The sequence below is a fragment of the Collinsella aerofaciens genome, from assembly GCF_028209625.1.
GTDB lineage: Bacteria > Actinomycetota > Coriobacteriia > Coriobacteriales > Coriobacteriaceae > Collinsella > Collinsella aerofaciens_AM.
In genome coordinates, this window is sequence record NZ_JAQLDU010000011.1 from 1 (window position 1) to 20,366 (window position 20,366).

General features: G+C 59.9%; 16 protein-coding genes. 4 read left to right on the forward strand and 12 right to left on the reverse strand.

The window, feature by feature from the left end; genetic code table 11:
- Positions 1-206: 206 nt before the first annotated feature.
- The 3 genes from PMW70_RS06340 to recJ form a co-directional block, all read right to left on the reverse strand.
- Entirely contained in the window at positions 207-890 is a 684-nt protein-coding gene (locus PMW70_RS06340) for an MBL fold metallo-hydrolase (protein ID WP_271744248.1), read from the reverse strand.
- A gap of 84 nt (positions 891-974) precedes the next feature.
- The gene (locus PMW70_RS06345; protein ID WP_271744251.1) at positions 975-3,335 is read right to left on the reverse strand and encodes a RelA/SpoT family protein; all 2,361 of its coding nucleotides are present in this window, start codon (positions 3,333-3,335) and stop codon (positions 975-977) included.
- A gap of 15 nt (positions 3,336-3,350) precedes the next feature.
- Positions 3,351-6,638 (reverse strand): single-stranded-DNA-specific exonuclease RecJ, encoded by a 3,288-nt coding sequence (gene recJ, locus PMW70_RS06350; RefSeq protein WP_271744252.1) that lies wholly within the window; start codon positions 6,636-6,638, stop codon positions 3,351-3,353.
- Between the two features lie 276 nt (positions 6,639-6,914).
- On the opposite strand from recJ, the gene PMW70_RS06355 reads away from it, so the two are divergent.
- Positions 6,915-7,913, forward strand: a complete 999-nt coding sequence (locus tag PMW70_RS06355) for a bile acid:sodium symporter family protein (RefSeq protein ID WP_271744254.1) — start codon at positions 6,915-6,917, stop codon at positions 7,911-7,913.
- Between the two features lie 30 nt (positions 7,914-7,943).
- Here PMW70_RS06355 and PMW70_RS06360 read toward each other — a convergent pair whose 3' ends face one another.
- Both PMW70_RS06360 and PMW70_RS06365 read right to left on the reverse strand, forming a co-directional pair.
- Positions 7,944-8,741, reverse strand: coding sequence for a DUF4931 domain-containing protein (locus PMW70_RS06360; protein WP_271744256.1), 798 nt, complete (start codon positions 8,739-8,741; stop codon positions 7,944-7,946).
- 3 nt (positions 8,742-8,744) lie between these two features.
- Positions 8,745-9,422, reverse strand: coding sequence for a copper homeostasis protein CutC (locus tag PMW70_RS06365; RefSeq protein WP_271744258.1), 678 nt, complete (start codon positions 9,420-9,422; stop codon positions 8,745-8,747).
- A 260-nt stretch (positions 9,423-9,682) separates the two neighbouring features.
- Between PMW70_RS06365 and PMW70_RS06370 the strand changes: the two genes are divergently transcribed.
- The gene (locus PMW70_RS06370) at positions 9,683-11,263 is read left to right on the forward strand and encodes a zinc ribbon domain-containing protein (RefSeq protein WP_271744260.1); all 1,581 of its coding nucleotides are present in this window, start codon (positions 9,683-9,685) and stop codon (positions 11,261-11,263) included.
- A gap of 234 nt (positions 11,264-11,497) precedes the next feature.
- On the opposite strand, the gene PMW70_RS06375 is transcribed toward PMW70_RS06370, so the two are convergent.
- From PMW70_RS06375 to PMW70_RS09715, 7 genes are all read right to left on the reverse strand, one after another.
- The gene (locus PMW70_RS06375; protein ID WP_271744262.1) at positions 11,498-12,211 is read right to left on the reverse strand and encodes an ABC transporter ATP-binding protein; all 714 of its coding nucleotides are present in this window, start codon (positions 12,209-12,211) and stop codon (positions 11,498-11,500) included.
- Positions 12,212-13,072, reverse strand: coding sequence for an ABC transporter ATP-binding protein (locus PMW70_RS06380; RefSeq protein WP_089573307.1), 861 nt, complete (start codon positions 13,070-13,072; stop codon positions 12,212-12,214).
- Positions 13,062-14,141 (reverse strand): branched-chain amino acid ABC transporter permease, encoded by a 1,080-nt coding sequence (locus PMW70_RS06385; protein WP_271744320.1) that lies wholly within the window; start codon positions 14,139-14,141, stop codon positions 13,062-13,064. Before PMW70_RS06385 ends, PMW70_RS06380 begins: the two co-directional genes overlap by 11 nt.
- 9 nt (positions 14,142-14,150) lie before the next feature.
- Positions 14,151-15,032 carry a branched-chain amino acid ABC transporter permease gene (locus tag PMW70_RS06390; RefSeq protein ID WP_271744264.1) on the reverse strand — a complete coding sequence of 294 codons (882 nt, stop codon included), beginning with the start codon at positions 15,030-15,032 and terminating at the stop codon, positions 14,151-14,153.
- Positions 15,033-15,171: 139 nt separating this feature from the next.
- Positions 15,172-16,359 (reverse strand): ABC transporter substrate-binding protein, encoded by a 1,188-nt coding sequence (locus tag PMW70_RS06395; protein WP_271744265.1) that lies wholly within the window; start codon positions 16,357-16,359, stop codon positions 15,172-15,174.
- Between the two features lie 271 nt (positions 16,360-16,630).
- Complete coding sequence (locus PMW70_RS06400; protein WP_334203971.1) at positions 16,631-17,407, reverse strand: ABC transporter substrate-binding protein; 777 nt, start codon at positions 17,405-17,407, stop codon at positions 16,631-16,633.
- Positions 17,358-17,618, reverse strand: a complete 261-nt coding sequence (locus PMW70_RS09715; protein ID WP_334203913.1) for a twin-arginine translocation signal domain-containing protein — start codon at positions 17,616-17,618, stop codon at positions 17,358-17,360. Before PMW70_RS09715 ends, PMW70_RS06400 begins: the two co-directional genes overlap by 50 nt.
- A 251-nt stretch (positions 17,619-17,869) precedes the next feature.
- Between PMW70_RS09715 and PMW70_RS06405 the strand changes: the two genes are divergently transcribed.
- Together PMW70_RS06405 and PMW70_RS06410 are read left to right on the forward strand one after the other, a co-directional pair.
- On the forward strand, positions 17,870-19,213 hold the full coding sequence (locus PMW70_RS06405; protein ID WP_117806625.1) for a homoserine dehydrogenase: 1,344 nt from the start codon (positions 17,870-17,872) through the stop codon (positions 19,211-19,213).
- A gap of 214 nt (positions 19,214-19,427) precedes the next feature.
- The gene (locus PMW70_RS06410) at positions 19,428-20,177 is read left to right on the forward strand and encodes an SDR family NAD(P)-dependent oxidoreductase (RefSeq protein ID WP_089573313.1); all 750 of its coding nucleotides are present in this window, start codon (positions 19,428-19,430) and stop codon (positions 20,175-20,177) included.
- Positions 20,178-20,366: the final 189 nt, after the last annotated feature.

Sequence of the window (20,366 nt, forward strand, 5' to 3'; positions counted from 1 at the left end):
GCGGAAACGAGGCGATAGCCAGGTGCCGGGGGCTATTTCCGCGTTGCGCTAGCTGCGGAAACGCGGGGTCCGTTCAGGCTGTTGCGTTGAGATTGAAAATCAACCCAAACAGACTTTTTTGACCGTTTGCCCTACGGAATCGACCCGTTGGGGAAAAATAGCTTGACGTTTGGACGCTTCTCGTGCTTCAAAAGCCGACTATTAAGCTACATCTGCATGAAAGGGTTCTGCATGAGCTCGCGTGCCATGGTGGTCGAATCGCCATGGCCGGTTAGGCAAACGGTATCGGGCGGGAGAAGCCGGGCGAGCTTGGAGAGCGAGCGCAGGATCGCTGCCTCGTCGCCACCGGCAAGATCGGTGCGGCCGTGGCTGCCTGGGAATAGCGTGTCGCCCACAAAGGCAATGTTCCCCTGCTCGGTGGCAGCAAACAAGGCGATCCCGCCCGGCGTATGCCCTGGCGTCTCGATCACCTGCAGGCAGGTATCGCCCACCTCGATAGCATCGCCCTCGGCGAGCAGGCGCGTCGGCTCCCCGGGATCGGGCGTCTCAATGCCCCACATAGCTCGCTGTTCCTCGATATTCGCATGCGGCACAGCTGCGTCCTTGCCGCACAACTCGTACTGGCAGCCCTCGCCAACGGTGGTTCGCACGCCGGCAACGCCGCCAACATGATCGGCATGGCCATGAGTGCATACGGCGCCAAGCACGCGTACGCCGGGATGCTCGGCTCGAATATGCTCCACCAAGCGCTCGCCTTCCCATGCGGGGTCGACAATCACGCACTCGTTGTCCGAAATAACAGCATAGCTATTGGTCTGAATGGGACCGTTTACGAGCGTCTCGATCTCGACCGTTCCCTTGGGAGTTACATCCAAGGACACAGCACTCATGTCCCTCTCCTCTCTATAGGACTCGAGGCATCAAACGATGCCTCGAGTGTAGCGAATATCAATAATGTGACACGTTCGTCGCGACTAAACGCGGCGCTTAAGCTGGGCTCCACCCTCGCCGGGCATCAGGCGGCGCGCGTCGTAGACCGAGTCGACGCTGCTGATAGAGGCCAGCAGCGGATCCAGACCACTCGCGTCCGAGATCTCGACCATAAAGCGCAGGGTTGCAATACCCTCGCGGTTGGTCGACGTGGCGGCAGAAAGGATATTGCCGCCCGCATCGCCAATGGCAATGGTGACATCCTTGAGCAGGCCCATGCGGTCCAGGCACTCGACCACGATCTCGACCTGGAAAAGCGTATCGGCGGCGCCATCCCACTCTACGTCAATCATGCGCTCGGGATGCTCCATAAGACCCTTGACGTTGGGGCAGTTGGCGCGATGCACCGAAACGCCACGACCGCGCGTGATGAAGCCGACGATGTCGTCGCCCGTCACGGGGTTGCAGCAATGGGCCAGACGGACCAGCAGACCGCTGTTGCTCTCGCCCTTGACGATAATGCCGTTGCTTGCACTCTTGCCACGCTTTTGCGGCTTGCGGTTGGAGCCGCGGGCAGGCTGCTTGACGACCTCGGCAATGGCTTCGGTCTTGGTGAGCTGCTCCGCGGGCTTGGGGTCCAAGATCTGCTCGACCTTGTTGCCCACAGCGCGCGGGGCAACCTTGCCGGCGCCGACGGCGGCAAACAGGTCCTCGAGCTGCTTGTAGTTAAACTGCTCCGCCACGGCGTTGAGCGCACGCGTGGATCGCGGCGTAGAGATGCCATACCCGCGCTTGCGCAGGTCCTTGGCCAGTATATCGCGGCCGGCAGCAGCGTCATCGTCTTTGGTCGCGGCGGCGAAGTAACGGCGGATCTTTGACTTGGCGGAAGGTGTCTTAACGATCTTGAGCCAATCGCGCGACGGCTTGGAGCTCTTGTTAGTCAGAATCTCGACACGGTCGCCCGTTTTGATTTCGTGCGTGAGCGGCGCCACCGCACCGTTGATCTTGGCACCAACGCAGTGGTTTCCCACCTCGGTATGGACTGCGTAGGCAAAGTCGAGCGGCGTAGAGCCGGCACGAAGCGCCATGACCTCGCCCTTGGGCGTAAAGACAAAAATCTCCTGATCGAACAGGTCAACCTTCAGTGAGTGCAGGTATTCCTTGGCGTCGGTGATTTCGTCGGAGGCCGCCCAATCGAGCGAATGCTTAAGCCAGTTAATCTGGTCGTCCAGACGCTGGGCGTCGTTGGTCTTGGAGGCAGACGATCCGCCCGATTTCTTGTACAGCCAGTGGGCGGCGATGCCGTACTCGGCCTGCTCGTGCATCTCGTAGGTTCGAATCTGAATCTCGAGCGGGCGGGCCGTGGGGCCGATAACCGTCGTGTGGAGCGACTGGTAGTTGTTGACCTTGGGCATCGCGATATAGTCTTTAAAGCGACCAGGCATGGGGTGCCACAGGGTATGCACGGCGCCAAGCGTGGAGTAGCAATCGCGCACCGAATGGGTGATGACGCGCAGCGCCACCAGGTCGTAAATCTCGGAGAATTCCTTGCCCTTGCGCTTCATCTTTTGGTAGATGGACCAATAGTGCTTGGAACGGCCGTTGATCTGGAAGTCCTCCAGGCCAATGCGGTTGAGCTCGTCGGTGAGCGTCTTGATGGTCTCGGCCAGATAGCGCTCGCGAACCTCGCGCGACTCAGCCACCATACGCGCGATGCGCTGGTAGGCATCGGGCTCCAGGTAGAAGAAGGACAGGTCCTCGAGCTCCCATTTAATGGAGCTCATGCCCAGACGGTCGGCCAGGGGCGCATACACGTCCATGGTCTCGCGGGCCTTAAACAGGCGACGGTCCTCACGCAGGGCCGCAAGGGTGCGCATGTTGTGCAGACGGTCGGCAAGCTTAACGATGATGACGCGGATGTCCTTGGACATGGCGAGGAACATCTTTCGCAGCGTGAGCGCCTGTTTCTCGTCCATGCTGTCGACCTCGATGTTGGTGAGCTTGGTTACGCCATCGACGAGCTCGGCCACCGTATCGCCAAACAGGCCGGAGACATCGGCAAGCGAGGTCTCGGTATCCTCGACGGTATCGTGCAGCAGCGCGGCGCATACCACGTCACAGTCCATCTTGAGGTCGGCCAAAATGATGGCCACCTCGACGGGATGGTTAATGTACATCTCGCCCGAGCGGCGCTTTTGGTTGCAGTGCTTCTCGGCGGCAAAGCAGTAGGCCTGTTCAACCTTAGAGAAGTCGTCCTCATTCATATATTTGAGGCACAGGCGCTCCAGCTTGTCGTAGCTGTCCGCCATAATCTCGGGCGGCAGCTCATCAGCATGCTTATAGTGCTCCATCTCCGAGAACGGCTGGAGGGTGGAATCATGGGCGGTACGGGCTGCGGCATCCATCGAGGTCCCCTTCCCCTAGGCCCGCGGTACGATCGGGCGGTTAACTTTGGCTAGCATATCAGAAGCGCACGAATCGAGCGCCCAACTCCGGAAAGCCGAGAACTCCATGCGCGAGCGCAAGCCCTCCAAATAGCGAATTGACCTGCTCAATTGCACGCGGCCGGGGTTTTCGGCCATCACGATGCGGCGCGTGTCGCCAAGCCCCGAAACGCGGCAGAAACCAAGCTCTTCGAAGATTCCCAGGCCGCTTGTCACCGAACGCTCGTCGACCGGGGTGCGGGCATCGATGGCAAGGCACATCTGCGCGATGTCGATATCGCTTGCACAGAATGAATCATCCCCGGTCTTACCGCGGTTGGAGCGCCACATGGTCTGCAGCGCACGATAGAGTGTGACAAGCTCGTCGCGCTCGGGCGCATAGCAGTCGAGCAGGCGCTCGTTGATGCGGGCGTCGCGCGACGAATAGAGCAGGTGGATCACGGCGGGCCGGCCATCGCGACCGGCGCGGCCGCTCATCTGGTTGAACTCAATGGCGCCAAACGGCATGTGGTACAGCACGACATGGCGGATATCGGGCAGATTGACACCCTCGCCAAAGGCGGAGGTCGAAACGATGCAGCTGAGGCTTCCGTCTCGGAATGCTTCCTCCACGCGGCGGCGATCGGAGCGCGCAAGCCCCGCGTTATAGAACGCGATATGGGTTGCGCAATCGGGCACACGCTTGCGCAACGTCTTGGCGAGCGCCACGGACTGGTCGCGCGAATTGACGTAAATGACGGTCTTCTCCCCCGTCGCCACGATCGACACCAAACGGTTCTCGCGGCTCGCAAGGTCGCGGTCGTCCTCGAGCTGCAGGTTCTCGCGCACCGTCTCGTCGACCACCGTGCGAGTAATCGGCAGCATGCGGGCAAGCTCGGCCACGACCGGAGCCGTCGCGGTGGCCGTCGCAGCCATAACAACCGGGTCGCCCAGGGCTTTGAGGATATCGGGCATGTCGAGATAGGCGCTGCGATCGCCGCCCTTGGCAAGGCCGGCGTGGTGCGCCTCATCGATAACGACAAAGCCGATGCGGCCCGAACGCGCAAAGCGGTCGCGGTGAATGGACAGGAATTCGGGCGTCGTGAGCACGATGCCGGTGCGGCCCGAAGCCAAGCCGGCGAACACGTCATCGCGCGCCGCCTCCACGGTCTCGCCGGTCAGCACGCCAACGCCAATGCCGAGCGCAGCCATCGTCGACGAGAGGTGATAGGCCTGGTCGGCAACAAGCGCGCGCAGCGGATAGACAAAGATGCTCGCACGTCCGCGAAGGACAGCCTCGCGCGCAGCATGTACATGGAAGATGAGAGACTTGCCGCGGCCCGTTCCCATAACGGCCAAGACGCTCTGGTGCTCGGCCAAGGCATCGAGCGCCTCAACCTGCGCGCGGTGCGGCTGGTTCGATCCGATAAAGCTATGGATAAGCGAGCGCGTGAGCTCGGTATAGGAAAGCTGGGCGAGCGTCTCGCGCTTACGCGACTCCAGGCGCAGGCCGGAATCCGCCGGCTGCACGCCACGACGAAGCTCGCATGCCGGATCGTCGACGCTGGGCAGCGTGGTATCGCGGACCAGAACATCCTTGATCATGAGCTTGGGCTTCACACGCCCCTGCCAATGCTCGGCAACGGCCTCGAACACCAAGTCGACAGCGCTATCGCAGTTGATGAGCTTATCGATTTGCGGCACGCGGAACATAATGGCCGGCACACTCGCGGCGCCATCGGTCGCCACAAAGCGCATGTGCTCGCCGGTTTTGCCCACCACGGCGCGGTCGCACATCGTCACGCCCTCGGCAGCCAGCAGCGGCACCTTGTTGCCCTGGCCAAACGGCTCAAGACGGGAGATCTGCTCGATGGTCTCGATATTTAGCTCGGAAAGGTCGACGGTGGCGGCGACCTCGTCGGTGTCTTCAAAGTCCTCGGCGGGAAGCTCCGATAGCACGGCGGAAAGGCGGCGGCGGAACTCATCGAGCTTGGATGCCTCGATGGTCACACCCACCGCACCGGCATGTCCGCCGCGACGGATCAGCAGGTCGGAACAACGCTCGACGGCGTCAAACAGGTTAACTTTGCCCACCGAGCGACCAGAGCCGCGCGCGATACCGTCCTCGATCGAGAACAGCAGCGCCGGCACGTGATAGCGATTGGTCAAGCGGCTCGCCACGATGCCTTTGACGCCCTCGTGCCAGCCCTCGCCGCCCACGACGATTGCGCGCCCGCCGTCATAAGTCTCCTCGACCTTCGCCATGGCATCGCGCGTAAGCTCGGCCTCGATCTCACGGCGTTGGCGATTGATTTCCTCGAGCTCGGCTGCCAGTGCACTTGCTTCGATAGGATCACGGGCAAGCAGCAGGTCGAGCGCCAGCTTGGGATCAGCCATGCGGCCGGCGGCGTTCAAGCGGGGAATAAGCGAAAACGACAGGCCATCGGCCGTAATGCTAGAGAGGTCGGCCTTGGCAAGTGCGGCAAGCGCGATATAGCCGGGGCGGGCCGTCACGCGCATCTGCTGGATGCCCTCGGCGACCAGCGCGCGATTCTCGGGCGTGAGCGGCATCATGTCGGACACGGTGCCCAGCGCTGCGACCTCTATCAGCGAACGCCAATACGACGGCTTGCCCAAACGTTCGCCCAGGACCTGCACCAGCTTGAGCGCCACGCCGGCACCGGCAAGCTCACGCGAGGGGCCCTCGTCCTCGAGCTTAGGGTCGGTCAGGGGCACGCCCTGCGGCACCTGATCGGAGGGCTCGTGATGGTCCGTGACCACCAAATCGATCCCCAGGCTCTCCAGATAGGAGACCTCCTCCTTGGCGGCAATGCCGTTATCGACGGTCACGATCAGGTTGGGTTGGGCGAGCTCGTTAACGCGGTCGAGCGCCGCGCGCGAAAGACCGTAGCCCTCGTCAAAGCGATGCGGGATAAACGGCGTGACATCGGCACCAAACGCGCGCAGTGCCTCGGTCAACAGGCAGGTCGACGTAATACCGTCAACGTCAAAATCGCCAAAGACCGCGATGTGCTCGTGGTTGCGAATGGCACGCTCGACGCGGTCGGCAACGACCGACATGCCCGGAATAACGAGCGGGTCCGCCCAGTCGCGATCGAGCGAAGGCGTCAAAAACAGCTGGCCTTCTTCGATGGATGTAATGCCGTGCGCAACCATAATGCGCGCCACCAACCCGGGTATGCCCAGGCCAGCCGAAAGCTCCTTTTCGAGCTCGGGGTTTTGCCGAGCGACCGCCCAGCGATGCGTCGTCTTAAGCGATGACATAGGCGCCCACCCCCGATAGGGGCAGGTCGCCGCGATACCTCTCACGGTTCATAGCGATGAGTCCTCTGTGTATGCCCGCTTCGGCAGGCAGATCTGTTGAACGGATTTATTATACCGTGCGGCACGGACGCAGAACCTCGCGGCACGCCGCGGTTTCGGTAAACGATGCCGGTAATAGCCTCGAAATATTCAAGCGTTTCGGCCGCACGGACGCATGCGAGCGTCTAGCATATCCATTCAAAACGGATTCACGAGCAAAGGGAGTCACAAGGGCACATGAAACAATGGGTTGGGCTGGGAAAGTTCCTCGCGGGGCACATGCAGGTCATCGTTCCGATTTGTGTGACGCTCGGCGTGCTCTTTCCCCAGCAGATCGGCGTACTCAAGCCCATCGTTCCCGCTCTGTTTGCCTTTATGACGTTCCAAGGTGCGCTCAGCAACACCTTTCACCAGGTGGCTGAGGTGTTTCGCCGTCCCTTGCATTTGATTTTGGCGTTATTTGTCTCGGCCGTGCTCATCCCCATCGCGGCGTATGCCATGAGCTCACTGTTCTTTGGTTCCAACCCAAACCTTGTCTGCGGCATCGTGCTCGAGTACAGCGTACCCGTGGCAGTCACTGCCTTTATGTGGATTAGCATGTTCGGCGGCAACGGCCCGCTCGCGCTCACCATTATCCTGACGTCCTCGGTTATCTCGCCTGTGACGATTCCGCTCACGCTCAAGCTCCTGCTGGGTGCCACCGTCTCGATTGACGTGCCGAGCATGATGCGGAACATGGCCTTTATGATCGCCATCCCCGCCGTGCTCGGCATCGTGATCAACGAACTCACACGCGGATGGGGACACGAGAAACTCTCCCCCGCGCTCTCGCCCGCCTGCAAGTTCATGATGATGGGCATTATCGCCTCCAACTCCACCGCCATGAGCGAGTACGTGCTGCACATGAACGCGGTGCGCCTGGAAGTCGCCCTCTTTATTTTGATCTTCGCCATCAGCGGCTTTGTCGTCGGTTTTCTGGTTGCCCGTGCGCTGCATCTGCCGTATAGCGAGACGACTACCATGTGCTTTACCTGCGGCATGCGCAATATCTCTTCGGGCGCCGTCATCGCCACGCAATACTTTCCGGGCGAAGTCGTGTTTCCCGTCATGTGCGGCACGCTGTTTCAGCAGGTGCTCGCCTCGGTTATCGGACATCTCTTTGAGCGACTGACCGGCGAGGAGCGCGCCAAACAGCGCAAGCGAGTCAAGGCCGGGCGCGACGCGATGGCACGCTAGACTGTCCGCATTGCGCGAGCGTTAGCCTTGCTATACGAGCGTTTCCAGATGCGCGCGTAGACACTCAGCATCGACATCGAGCGTTGTCTCGGCATTGACCTGAGCCAAACGATAGCCCACAAAGTAGGGCGAAACCACCCAACGTGGCAGCGCCTTGGCAATGGTCCGGCCGTCCATGTGGTAGAAGAACAAGTTGTACGACTCTGCGCGACCACCGTGATGCTCGTTCAGGATATAGCGCAGGGCCACCTGAATCGCATCGGCAAACAGGTCCGCTTCGGCTTGGTCTCTCGTGTCATCACTGGCGGCGATTCCCTGCGGGGCTGAAACATTGACCTCAAAGAACCCCATGATCGGTTCGGTTGAGATGTTGACCGAGATTCTCCCCTGCCGCCAGACATTGATGCCTTCAAAGTTAGCTGAGGTCAGCGCCGCATAGCCGTCCTCCTGTTCCAAGCCCACAATCTGCATGTGCGGATGGACGAGGCTGCCGCCCGAAAGCGGGCCTTTGTTCTTGTACATGAGCACACTGCGGTACTGTTGGGAATCGATCATCCGCTGCCAACAGCCCAGGGCAAACCGCATCACATGATGCAGCTCATCCGGTTCATAGGTCACCAGGTCGGCGTCGTGATTGGCCGATTCGATCAATACGGTCTGACGGGTGGCCCGCAAGGTCTTGAACTTATTTTCGAGCCAGATGCAGTCACCATCGCGCTGGATGATGTTGGCGAGCCCCTCCGTGTCGCAAAAGGGGCACGCGGTGCCAGGGCGACGGTTGTCGTCGGGCTTACCGCTCGCCTGCTGAACGTCAAATACCAGCGCCACGGGTTATACCTCCAGCGGCACGATCTTGGTGCCATGGAGCTCGGAGACGCCTAGCGCCGCCGCGACCGCGTCGCGATTTGCCGTAGTGATGCCGCCGCCAGGAAGGATGGTCAGGCGGTCGCCCGCATACTCGATTAAACGAGCCAGGTGATCGAAATTATCCTCGATGGACGTACCGGCCGCGCCGCCATGCGTGAGGATGCGCGTAACACCGCAGTCGGCAAGTGTATCAATCGCATCGAGCTGAGCCTCGGGCGAGAGCTGGTCAAATGCCATGTGGAAGGTGATGTCAAGGGACTCGCGCTTGCACTCCTCGGTCGCGCAGCCCGTAGCCATAACGAGGGCGCCGAGGGTGAGCTCGTCGAGCGCCCAGCCGCCGGCACAGGGCTTGCAGCAGCCAAAGACCAGGCCGTCAACGCCGGCGCTCACAGCAAGGCCCAGGTCCATCTCCATCATGCGCAGCTCGTCCTGGTTGTAATGAAAGTCGCCACCACGCGGACGAATCATGCACATCACTCGTGCGCCATGCTCGTGAGCGTAACTGACTGAAGCGCTAATAACGCCGGCGGAAGGCGTAGTGCCACCGACGGCGAGGTTGTCACACAGCTCAATGCGCCTCGCACCGGCCTCGATGGCCGCCGGCACTCGCTCAAAGTTCTCGGCACAAAACTCGTACAGCATAGATAGGCCCCCAAAGACAGCAGATGTTTTCCGACGGGCATTGTCACACATCCCCATGAAGTTGCGGTGGAATAGGGGCTGTTGTTTTGGCGTCTAGAGCCCCCATTTAGTCCCTATTTCACCGCAACTTAAAAGAACCCTAGGGAGATCAGTGCGACTGGCCGAAAAATGTTGCCGATGGTGAATGTTGCGCAACATGATTCGCGAATCTTAGGCAACCATGGCAGTATCGACATTCGTATCCAGAGGAAAGGATTGCCATGTTTAAGAGCATCCAAAAGAGCGGAAGGATCGCAGCAGTCGCCATCGGCCTCCTCGCGGCACTGTCCCCGCTCGCAGCCCCTCCCGCAGCATTAGCCGGCGGCAGCGTACCGACGCCTGAGCTCGAGAAGTCGTACAGCTTTAAGACCAGCAGCGACCACTCGTATGTCAGCCACTTAGATTTAGACTCAGGGTATTGTTACCTGTTTGACCGTGAAGACAAAAACAGCGTGAAAAAAGTATCCCTCATCAATTTGGACGACGGCAGCACAACCCCCGTTGACGTCCCAAAGAAAAGCCTCGATTCGATGAACGTGTCGTGGGATGGTCAGCTGCTTTGGATAGAAGGCTCCAACCTGGTCGTCTTCTCTCCTGAAAAGAAAAGACAGTCGGTCCATTCGCTCGAACCAGGAAAATACACTCAGGACTATGCTTTTATTAGTGAAAACGGAGAAACGGCATGTGTTATTCAGCACGATTCCGATGATAACCATTCGTATGCACTTTATGATCTTAAGACTGATAACAAGATGCAGGTGGACCACACAGAAAGCGATTGGTCGTGGGTAGCACTTTCGAAAGATGGAAACTACTTTTACATCGTGTCGACCAATGCGGATAAATCCACCGTCACTCTGAAAGTGTTCGACATTAAAACAGGCTCGACCAAATCAAACACCACTAAAGTAAATAAAATAACAGACAGCGTCGAAATATACTCAATATTGCAACTCCCGGACTCAGAAGACCTTATTCTTCAAGGTGACTCCTTTTTGATTAAAGCCGACCGCGACGCCAACCTGAGTACCATATTCAATGACGAGGATCACGCTTTTGCCAATGGATATTCATCTTCCGGATCATGCAATTACTACCCCGTTTATCTTAGCAATGGCTCCGGCGACCTTTTCGACGACAGCTATTACCTGAATTTACAGAAGGCAAACCTCGGCGTCATCGATTTGCAAAATGGGAACACTATCAGCTCGATTGCCTTCCCCTTTGGCGATGGTGACCTCTGCGACATTTCGCATAATGGCGGTGTCTTACTTGGAAGATACACAGACGATGACAGGTCCTCAGCATGCCTAGTCGATGCTCAAACCGGAGCAAAGAGCGAGTTTGATTCTCATTGGTGCAGCCCTTATTTCATGAACGGCGATCGCGAGATTTGGACTGATTATTACGACGACGATGACCCCACCACGCTTCACGTGAACATCTACAAGTCGAACATTCCCCATTCACTACCCGATGATGTTCTCTACTTTGTCCAGACTCACCTGCCGTTTGTCATTGGCGGTGGCGTGGCGATCATCCTCATCATCGGTGGCACGATTGTTGTCCTTTGCATCCGCAAGAAGCGTGCGAAGGCCGCGAACGGCGCGGTAGCTGCAGCGCCTAAACCCCAGCGCAAGCAGCGTCGCCGCCAGAAGCGCGCCCAGCTCAACGTCGCAGTGCCCACAGCACCGGGAATGCCAGTAAACCCGACCGAGCCCGCCCGCTTCTGCCGTCACTGCGGAACCCAGCTTGTGCCCGAAGCTCAGTTCTGCCCCACATGCGGACAAAAGGTAGACTAGCGAACAAAACCCGATAGACCTCAACCGCCAAGGCCCCGTTCCGAAACGCTCCAGAACGGGGCATTGGCTTGATGCAAGGGTAGCTAATCTGGGACGGGCATTGTCACACACCCCCATGAAGTTGCGGTGGAATAGGGGCTGTTTTGGCGTCTAGAGCCCCCATTTAGTCCCTATTTCACCGCAACTTAAAAAGGGGCGCTGACCGGGATAGTCAGCGCCCCTTTGTTGAATGGATTAACCACCAAGATAGGCTTTGCGGACGTTATCGTCGTGCAGGAGCTCTTGGCCGGTGCCGGTCATGGTGATCTTGCCGGTCTCGAGCACGTAGCCGCGCGTGGCGATCGAGAGCGCCATCTGGGCGTTTTGCTCGACCAGAAGCACCGTGGTGCCGGCCTTGTGCAGGTCCTCGACAATCTGGAAGATCTGCTCAATCAGAATCGGCGCCAGGCCCATGGAAGGCTCGTCGAGCATGAGCAGCTTGGGGTTGCTCATAAGGGCGCGGCCCATGACGAGCATCTGCTGCTCGCCGCCCGAAAGGGTGCCGGCGACCTGGCGACGGCGCTCCTTAAGGCGCGGGAACTGCTCGTAGACGCGCTCAAGACCCGGAGCAACCGTGGACTTGGGCTGTGTATAGGCACCCATCTCCAGGTTCTCCTCGACCGTCATCTGCAAAAAGGCGCGACGGCCCTCGGGAACCTGGGCCAGGCCCTTGCCCACCAACTTGTCGGCAGGCGAATGGGTAATGTCCTCGCCCATAAACTTGATGGAGCCGGTCTTGGAACGCAACAGGCCCGAGACGGTTTTAAGCGTTGTAGACTTGCCGGCACCGTTCGCGCCAATCAAGGCCACGATCTCGCCCTCGTTGACGTTAAAGGAGATGTCCTTGATGGCGTGGATGGCGCCGTACCAGACGTTGATGTTGTAGACGGAAAGCATCGGCTCTGCCATTTAGTTCTCCCCCTTATCCTGCTTGCCCAGATACGCCTCGATAACGGCGTCGTTGTTCTGGATTTCCTCGGCCGTGCCCTTGGCGATGACCTTACCAAAGTTGAGCACGCAGATGCCCTCGCAGATGTTCATGACGAGCGACATATCATGTTCGATAAGCATGATGGCGATGCCAAAGGTGTCGCGGATCTTGACGATGTTCTCCATGAGCTCGGCAGTCTCGGACGGGTTCATGCCGGCGGCAGGCTCGTCGAGCAGCAGCAGCTTGGGGTTGGTAGCAAGCGCGCGGACGATCTCCAGACGACGCTGGGCGCCGTAAGGCAGCGAGCCGGCCTGCTCGTTTGCCAGATGCTCCATATCAAAGATGGACAGCAGCTCCATGGCGCGCTCGTGAGCAGCCTTCTCGTGCTTCCAATACGTCGGCAGGCGCAGCACGCCCTCAAAACCGGAATAGCGCTCCTGGTTGTGCAGACCGACCTTGACGTTGTCCTCCACCGTCATGGTGTTGAACAGGCGGATGTTCTGGAAGGTACGAGCAATACCCATGCGGTTGACCTGATAGACCGACTTGCCCGAGGTGTCCTCACCGTCGAGCAGGATGGTACCGTGCGTGGGCTGGTACACCTTGGTGAGCAGGTTGAAGACCGTGGTCTTACCGGCGCCGTTGGGGCCAATCAGACCGGCAATCTCGGTCTTGCCGATGGTCAGGCTAAAGTCGTCGACCGCCTTGAGGCCGCCGAATTCAATGCCCAGGTGGATGCACTCGAGTGCCGGGCGCTGGCCCAGGTCGCGATCGGGAACGATGGCGCCAGAAGGATACGGGACCATCTTGCCCTTGTTGAACTCAAACTTACTGGGCATCGGCTGCCACCTCCTTCTTGGAAGCAAAGCGGTCCTTAATGCGTGCGAAGAACGCCTTGAGCTGCGGGTTGTTGGTAAAGATCATGACCAGAATCAGCACAATGGCATAGATGAGCATGCGGTAGTCCGAGAACTGACGGAGCAGCTCGGGAAGCACCGTGAGCAACGCCGCCGCGATGACGGAGCCGCGCATATTGCCCAGACCGCCCAGGACCACGAACACCAGGATGAGGATGGACGTGTTGAAGTCGAACTTGGTGGCGGAGAGCTGCGAGAAGTTACCGCCGAAGAGAGCTCCGGCAGCACCGGCGAGGGCAGCGGAAACCACGAAGGCGATCATGCGGTACTCGGTGACGGAGATGCCTACGGACTCGGCCGCAATCTTGTTATCGCGCACGGCCATAATGGCACGGCCGGTACGGCTGCGAACCAGGTTGAGCACGATCACGAGCGCGACCATGACCAGGATGGCGCCGGCAAGGAAGGTCGAATAGGTCGACACGCCCGATGCGCCCTGCGCGCCCTTGATGATGGCGGTGCCGTCCTCGAGCAGGTGCAGGTCGTCGATCGTGGAGTTACCCGTGATGTTAAAGATCACATGCAGGCCGCGGGAGTCGACGCCCACGATAAGGCAGGTGACGATCTCTTTGATGATCTCGCCAAAAGCTAGGGTCACAATGGCCAGATAGTCGCCGCTCAGGCGCAGGACCGGGATGCCGATCAGGAAGCCCAGAATGGCGGCAGCGATGGCGCCGACCACGATACTGACGATCAGGCGCACCGGATCGGAAGGAACGGCGCTCTCGAGGGCGACCGCGGTGACGATGCCCGTGTAGGCACCGACGCTCATAAAGCCCGCATGGCCCAGCGACAAGTCGCCCGCGATGCCGACGACGAGGTTGAGCGAGATGGCCATGACGATGTAGGCCGTGATGGGGACCAGCTGACCGGCGATCATGCGCGGAATCATGTGGTTGGACTGCATAAAGAACACGATGGCGAACGCCACAAGGCACATGGCGTACGTAACAAAGTCGTGACGCGTCTGCTTATCTTTAAGAAACTTCATAACGCTCACCTACACCTTCTCGGGGACGTACTTGCCCAAGAGGCCGGCAGGCTTGACGAGCAGGACGATGATCAAAACACCAAAGACGATGGAGTTGGCAAGGCTCGTGGAAATGTATGCCTGCGCCATCGCCTCGATGATGCCGATGAGAATGCCGCCGACAAAGGCACCGGGGATGGAGCCGATGCCGCCGAAAACGGCGGCGTCGAAGGCCTTGATGCCAGGCATGGCGCCCGTGGTGGGCTGCAGGACCGGCGAGTAGGAGCACAGGAGCACACCGGCGATGGCGGCAAGGGCGGAGCCGATGGCAAAGGTCATCGAAATAGTGCGATTGACGTTGATGCCCATGAGCTGAGCGGCGGCCTTGTCCTCGGACACGGCGCGCATGGCCTTGCCCATCTTGGTCTTACCTGTAAAGAACATCAGACCGGCCATGATAACCAGACAGGCGACGATGGTGACGAGCGAAACGGCGCTTACGTTGAACTTGGCCAAGAACTCCGGCACCGGGAAGGTGACGAGCGAAGTGAAATTCTTGGGCGTGGCGCCCCACAGAAGCTGCGCGGCGTTCTGCAGGAAGTAGGACACGCCGATGGCCGTGATCAGAACGGCCAGCGGGCCTGCTTGGCGCAGCGGCTTATAGGCCAGACCCTCAATGAGAACACCGAGAACCGTGCAGACCACGCAAGAGAGAATTACAGATGTCCAGCCCGGGAGGCCGAGATACGACGTGGCGCAGAACGAGACATAGGCACCGACCATGATGACGTCGCCGTGAGCGAAGTTCAGCATCTTGGCGATACCGTAGACCATGGTGTAGCCCAACGCGATGATGGCGTAGACGCTGCCCATGGACAGGCCGTTGACCAGGTATTGGATAAAGACCGTCATGTTCCACATCCCCCTTTCGAATAGGTTTCCAGTTGATGTATGAAACAGGGACGTTACATCGTCCCTAGATACCAAGCAAGCAGGGAAGGCCAAAACCTCCCCTGCTTGGGATCAAAACCGCTCTATGTAAGGCGGTCTATTAGGCCTGTACGTACTTACCGTCGGTGATAACGTACGCCGTGGGGTCCTTCTGGACCTGGCCCTTATCGTTCCAGGTGAGCTTGCCGGTCAGACCGTCAACGGTAATGTTGCGCATGGCCTCGGGCAGTTTCTCGGCGACTTCGGTCGGATCGGCGTCGACGCCAAGGCCGGCCTCCTTGAGGGCCTCGGCCACCGCGTGCACGCCGTCGTAGGCGTCGGCGGCAAACTGGTCGGGGGTATCGCCGTACTTATCCTTGTAAGCGTTGACAAAGTCGGCGTTCTTCTCGTCGTCGGCGGAGAACGGGGTCATGAGCAGCAGACCCTCGGCAAGAGAGGTGTCGAAGCCCTCAACGCCCAGGATGCCGTCCATGCCGTCGCAGCCCATCATCTTGACGTCGTAGCCCATGTCCTTGGCGTTCTTGAGCAGGACCGAGGCCGGGGTGTAGTAGATCGGCGCGAAGATCATCGTCGCGCCGGCCTGCTTGGCCTTGGTCAGCTGGTTGGTAAAGCTCGTGGCGGAGTCGTCCTTAAAGGTCTCCTCGTCGACGATCTCGAGCTTGGACTCAGCGGCCTGAGCCTTAAAGGCGTCTGCGACACCCGAAGAATAGGCATCGCCGGAGTTGTAGAACAGCACGAACTTCTCGTCTGCATACTTCTGCGCCAGGAACTTGGCAGCGTTGACGCCCTGGTTGGGGTCGGTAAAGCAAACCTGGAAGACACAGTCCTTGCCGTCGGTGACGTCCTCGGAGGACGCAGACGGGGTAATCATGAACGTCTTGGGGTCGTTACCGCACTCGGCGGCAACGGCAACCGAAGAGCCCGTGGTGGTCGGGCCGACGAGGGCCTGCATGCCCCAGTCGAGCAGGGTGTTGAAGGCGTTGACGGCCTTCTCGCCGTCGGCCTGGTCGTCCTCGGCCTTGCTGGCAAGCGGCAGGTCCTTGGTCGAGAAGTCCTTGCAGCCAAGCTCGACGGCCTGGGTAACGGACTTACCGTAGGACGCATTGGCACCGGTCAGCGGGCCGATGGTGCCGATCTTAAACGAAGCATCGCTCGCAGCGGAACCGCTGTCGCCGCCGTTGGAGGAGCAGCCAGCTAGAATGGACATCGCCCCCAGACCTGCTGCGCTCGCGATAACGCTCCTGCGATTCATAACAGGGTTCAATGACTTACCGGTGAGGCTCGACATGCGGCTCTCCTCTCAAATCTCGTCGGGTTTCGGTTGCCCGACAGGCCATCCTTCGCCGTGTTCGGCGTTCGCAAAATAGTAGACGCTTTAGTTGAGAAAAGTGGCGATTATTTCAACTTTTCTTTTGTTTTGTCCGTTTATCCATAATTATGCGTATTTCTATTGGTTTATGCAGTTTAGCCACTTTATTGTGTGAAAGTAATGTTTCCATTCCGTTACAAGCGCCCTTGCCCTGATTAAAACAGCCTCACCGGTCGCGTTTTGTACGCACCTAGGCGGCGATGTACTTGCCGTCCTGAATCACATAGGCCGTAGCGGGCTTTTCAACCTGCCCTTTGTCGTTCCACGTCAGCTCGCCCGTCAGGCCCTCGATTTTGATCTTGCGCATGGCCTTGGCAAGGTCGCCGGCAATGTCGGCGCCGTCGGCCGTAATGTCGATGTCTGCCTTATCGATAGCCTCGACAATCGCATGGACGCAGTCATAGGCATCGGCGGCGAACTGGTTGGGCGTCTCGTCGTAGGCGTCCTTATAGGCCTTGACGAAGTCGGCGTTCTTCTCATCGTCGGCAGAGAACGGGGTCATGAGCAGCACGCCCTCGGCAAGAGAGGTATCGAAGCCCTCAACGGAGAGCAGACCGTCCATGCCGTCGGTGCCCATGAGGGTCATGTCGCAGCCCATGTCCTTGGCGTTCTTGAGCAGGACGGACGCCGGCGTGTAGTAGATCGGCGCAAAGATAAGCGTGGCGCCGGCCTCCTTGGCCTTGGTGAGCTGGTTGGTAAAGCTCGTGGAAGAGTCGTCCTTAAAGGTCTCGGTATCGACGATGTCGAGCTTGGATGCCTTGGCCTGCTCGGCAAAAGCGTCGGCAACGCCCGAGCTATACGTATCGCCGGAGTTGTAGAACAGGGCGATCTTGGCGTCTGCATACTTCTCGGCCAAGAACTTCGCGGCGCTGGCACCCATGGTGGGATCGGTGAAGCAAACCTGAAAGACCGTTGTCTTATCCTTGGTCACGTCGAGCGACGAGGCCGAAGGCGTGACCATGAGCATATCGTCGGCAATCTCGCCCGAGACGGCGACGGCAGCACCGGTGGTGACGGGTCAGAGGGCCGATAACGCCAATCTTGAAGGTCTTGCCGTCATCGGCGGAGCCGCCGTCCGAGCCACCCGACGAACAACCAGCGAGTGCCGCGGTGCTGCCGAGCGCCGCGGCGCCGGCGAGAAAGTTCCTTCGGCTGAGCGTGCTGTTGATGTTGAACATGGTGTCCCCCTTTTTCGCTGGCCGCAGTGCGGCCGTCTTGCGGTACGGGGCAAACCTTATGGCGCAAACGTTGACAGTTTGTTACGGAGTTCCGTTTGTAGCGAGCATGTTTCCAATGTTTCCGCAGCGTTTCGGGGGTGCCGTTTTGTGCGACTCCTGTTGCCTGGCGAGCACGCGCCCTCGGTTCACGCTAGAATGCACTCAACCTTTAAGCGGTTAATCCATCCATAAGATGCACGAAGGAGCTATCTATGAGCGAATCCCTGCGCACCGTGAACGTCGGTCTGATCGGTCTGGGAACCGTCGGCGGCGGCGTGGCCCGTCTGATCAAGAGCCACCACGATGAGTACCTGGCAGCCTACGGCATCGACCTTAAGCTGACCCGCGCCTGCGCGCTTGCCTGGGAGCAGGCCGAGGCAGCCGGTATTGAGCACGAGGCCTTTACGAGTGACTGGCATGACGTCGTCACCGACCCCGCCGTCGACATCGTCGTCGAGCTGATTGGCGGCGAGCACCCCGCGACCGAGATCTTCACCACCGCCTTTGAGCACGGCAAGCACGTCGTCTCTGCCAACAAGGCCCTGCTGGGCCGTCATGTCGAGACGCTCGCCGAGAAGGCGCGCGCGTGCGGCGTGCAGATTAAGTGCGAGGCCAGCTGCGGCGGCGGCATCCCCATCGTGAGCACGCTCGAGCACGACCTGGTGGGCAACAAGATCCTGACCATCGCCGGCATTCTCAACGGTACCACCAACTATATCCTGTCCCGCATGGACGCCGAGGGCGCCGATTACGCCGACGTACTTGCCGACGCGCAGGCCAAGGGCTATGCCGAGGCCGACCCGTCCGCCGACGTCGACGGCTTCGATGCCGCCAGCAAGACGGCCATCCTCGCCTCCATCGGCTTTGGCACCCGCGTTACCACCGATGATGTGTACCAGCAGGGTATCCGCACCATCGGCGCCGAGGACATCGCCCAGGCCCGCGAGCTCGGCTACACCATCAAGCTGCTCGGCATCGCCCGCAACACCGACGCCGGCGTCGACGTTCGCGTGCATCCCACGCTCATCCCGGCAGACCATATGCTTGCCAAGGTCAACGGCGCCATGAACGCCGTCTACGTGGTAGGCGACGCCGTGGGCGAGACCATGTTCTACGGCGCGGGCGCAGGCTCCTTCCCCACCGCGAGCGCCGTCGTGGGCGATATCCTGTCGCTCTCCGAGCAGATCAGCCGCGGCGTGGCTCCGCTGCCCGAGATTGAGCCCTATGGCCACAACCTCACCTTTAAGCCCATGGACGAGCTCCAGACCAAGTACTATGTGCGTCTGAAAGTCGCCGACCGCGTGGGCGCCCTGTCCGAGACGGTCGACATCTTTGCCAAGCACAACATCTCGATCTCGCTCATCAACCAGGTCGAGGACGGCAAATCGGGCGTCAGCGATGCCTGCTCGGTCATCTTCCTGACGCACCGCGCGCTCGAGAAGGACGTCCAGGCTGCCGCCGCCGAGCTTGCCAGCGTCGGCTGCGTGGCCGAGGTCGCCAACGTCCTGCGCATCGAGGACGTTGAGGCTTGGACCGAAGGCGTCATGGCGAACTAGCCCAACGCTCGCCTAGCAATACGCGCCTTGAGGGCTCCCGTCCGATGTGGGATGGGAGCCCTTTTGTCACCTGCCCTAAGCACAACGGCAAAGCACATTTGCGCGAGCCGCTCATCGGTAACGCGGGCTACCGTTCACCGATATGCAAACGCGGCCGATTCCGACTACCGCTACGCTGTGCTGCGAATGTCCGCCCGCGATGAGAGGAAGCACCATGTTGCTCGAGGGCAAGAAAGCAATCATCACCGGAGGCACACGCGGTATCGGCTATGCCATCGCCTGCCGTTTTATCGAGGAAGGCGCTGCCGTCACCGTCTTTGGCTCGCGCCAGGAGACTGCCGACACGGCCGTTGAGAAGCTGACAGCCGCCTATCCCGACGCCAAGGTCTGGGGTCGCTCCTGCGATCTCACCTCGCTCGAAGCCGTGACCGAGGCCTTTACCCAGGCTGCCGCTGACATGGGCGGCTTGGACACGGTCGTCAACAATGCCGGCATCTCCCAGCGCTCGCCGCTCCTTAACTACACGGCCGAGGAGTTCGCAAAGGTCATGGACCTTAACGTCGTCGCCGTCTTTAATGGCCACCAGGCTGCCGCCAAGATCATGACCGAGGCCGGCCACGGCGGCACCATCACTACCACAAGCTCGATGGTCGCCAAGTACGGCCAGCCCTCCGGCGTCGGTTACCCCACGTCCAAGTTTGCCGTCAACGGTATGGTCCAGTCGCTCTCGCGCGAGCTCGCCCCCATGGGCATCCGCGTCAACGCCGTCGCCCCCGGCGTGACTAAGACCGACATGGTCGCCAACCTGCCCGAAGAGGTCATCAAGCCCATCATCGCCACCATTCCGCTGGGTCGCATGGGCGAGCCCGAGGATGTCGCCAACGCCTTTGTTTTCCTGGCGAGCGACATGTCCTCCTATGTCACGGGCGCCGTGCTCCCCGTCGACGGAGCCGCCCGCTCCTAAGGAGCCACAAGCTTTGGCTTCAAGCTTCAACATAGCTCAACCAAAAAGGCGCGCCGTCTGAATCAACTGCAGACAGCGCGCCTTCTCCTGTTATGAAAGGGAAACTATGTCCCAGTATTTCGGATCAGAACGGGGCACGGTTTCCCCCAGGACTTCCTTGCGGAAACCGCATCCCACTCTGAGCGCCCA

Bases quoted from the DNA above. Each gene is read 5' to 3' on its own strand.
- PMW70_RS06340 (WP_271744248.1), bottom strand. From the start codon at position 890: ATGAGTGCTGTGTCCTTGGATGTAACTCCCAAGGGAACGGTCGAGATC.
- PMW70_RS06345 (WP_271744251.1), bottom strand. From the start codon at position 3,335: ATGGATGCCGCAGCCCGTACCGCCCATGATTCCACCCTCCAGCCGTTC.
- recJ (WP_271744252.1), bottom strand. From the start codon at position 6,638: ATGTCATCGCTTAAGACGACGCATCGCTGGGCGGTCGCTCGGCAAAAC.
- PMW70_RS06355 (WP_271744254.1), top strand. From the start codon at position 6,915: ATGAAACAATGGGTTGGGCTGGGAAAGTTCCTCGCGGGGCACATGCAG.
- PMW70_RS06365 (WP_271744258.1), bottom strand. From the start codon at position 9,422: ATGCTGTACGAGTTTTGTGCCGAGAACTTTGAGCGAGTGCCGGCGGCC.
- PMW70_RS06370 (WP_271744260.1), top strand. From the start codon at position 9,683: ATGTTTAAGAGCATCCAAAAGAGCGGAAGGATCGCAGCAGTCGCCATC.
- PMW70_RS06375 (WP_271744262.1), bottom strand. From the start codon at position 12,211: ATGGCAGAGCCGATGCTTTCCGTCTACAACATCAACGTCTGGTACGGC.
- PMW70_RS06380 (WP_089573307.1), bottom strand. From the start codon at position 13,072: ATGCCCAGTAAGTTTGAGTTCAACAAGGGCAAGATGGTCCCGTATCCT.
- PMW70_RS06385 (WP_271744320.1), bottom strand. From the start codon at position 14,141: ATGAAGTTTCTTAAAGATAAGCAGACGCGTCACGACTTTGTTACGTAC.
- PMW70_RS06390 (WP_271744264.1), bottom strand. From the start codon at position 15,032: ATGACGGTCTTTATCCAATACCTGGTCAACGGCCTGTCCATGGGCAGC.
- PMW70_RS06395 (WP_271744265.1), bottom strand. From the start codon at position 16,359: ATGTCGAGCCTCACCGGTAAGTCATTGAACCCTGTTATGAATCGCAGG.
- PMW70_RS06400 (WP_334203971.1), bottom strand. From the start codon at position 17,407: ATGCTCATGGTCACGCCTTCGGCCTCGTCGCTCGACGTGACCAAGGAT.
- PMW70_RS09715 (WP_334203913.1), bottom strand. From the start codon at position 17,618: ATGTTCAACATCAACAGCACGCTCAGCCGAAGGAACTTTCTCGCCGGC.
- PMW70_RS06405 (WP_117806625.1), top strand. From the start codon at position 17,870: ATGAGCGAATCCCTGCGCACCGTGAACGTCGGTCTGATCGGTCTGGGA.
- PMW70_RS06410 (WP_089573313.1), top strand. From the start codon at position 19,428: ATGTTGCTCGAGGGCAAGAAAGCAATCATCACCGGAGGCACACGCGGT.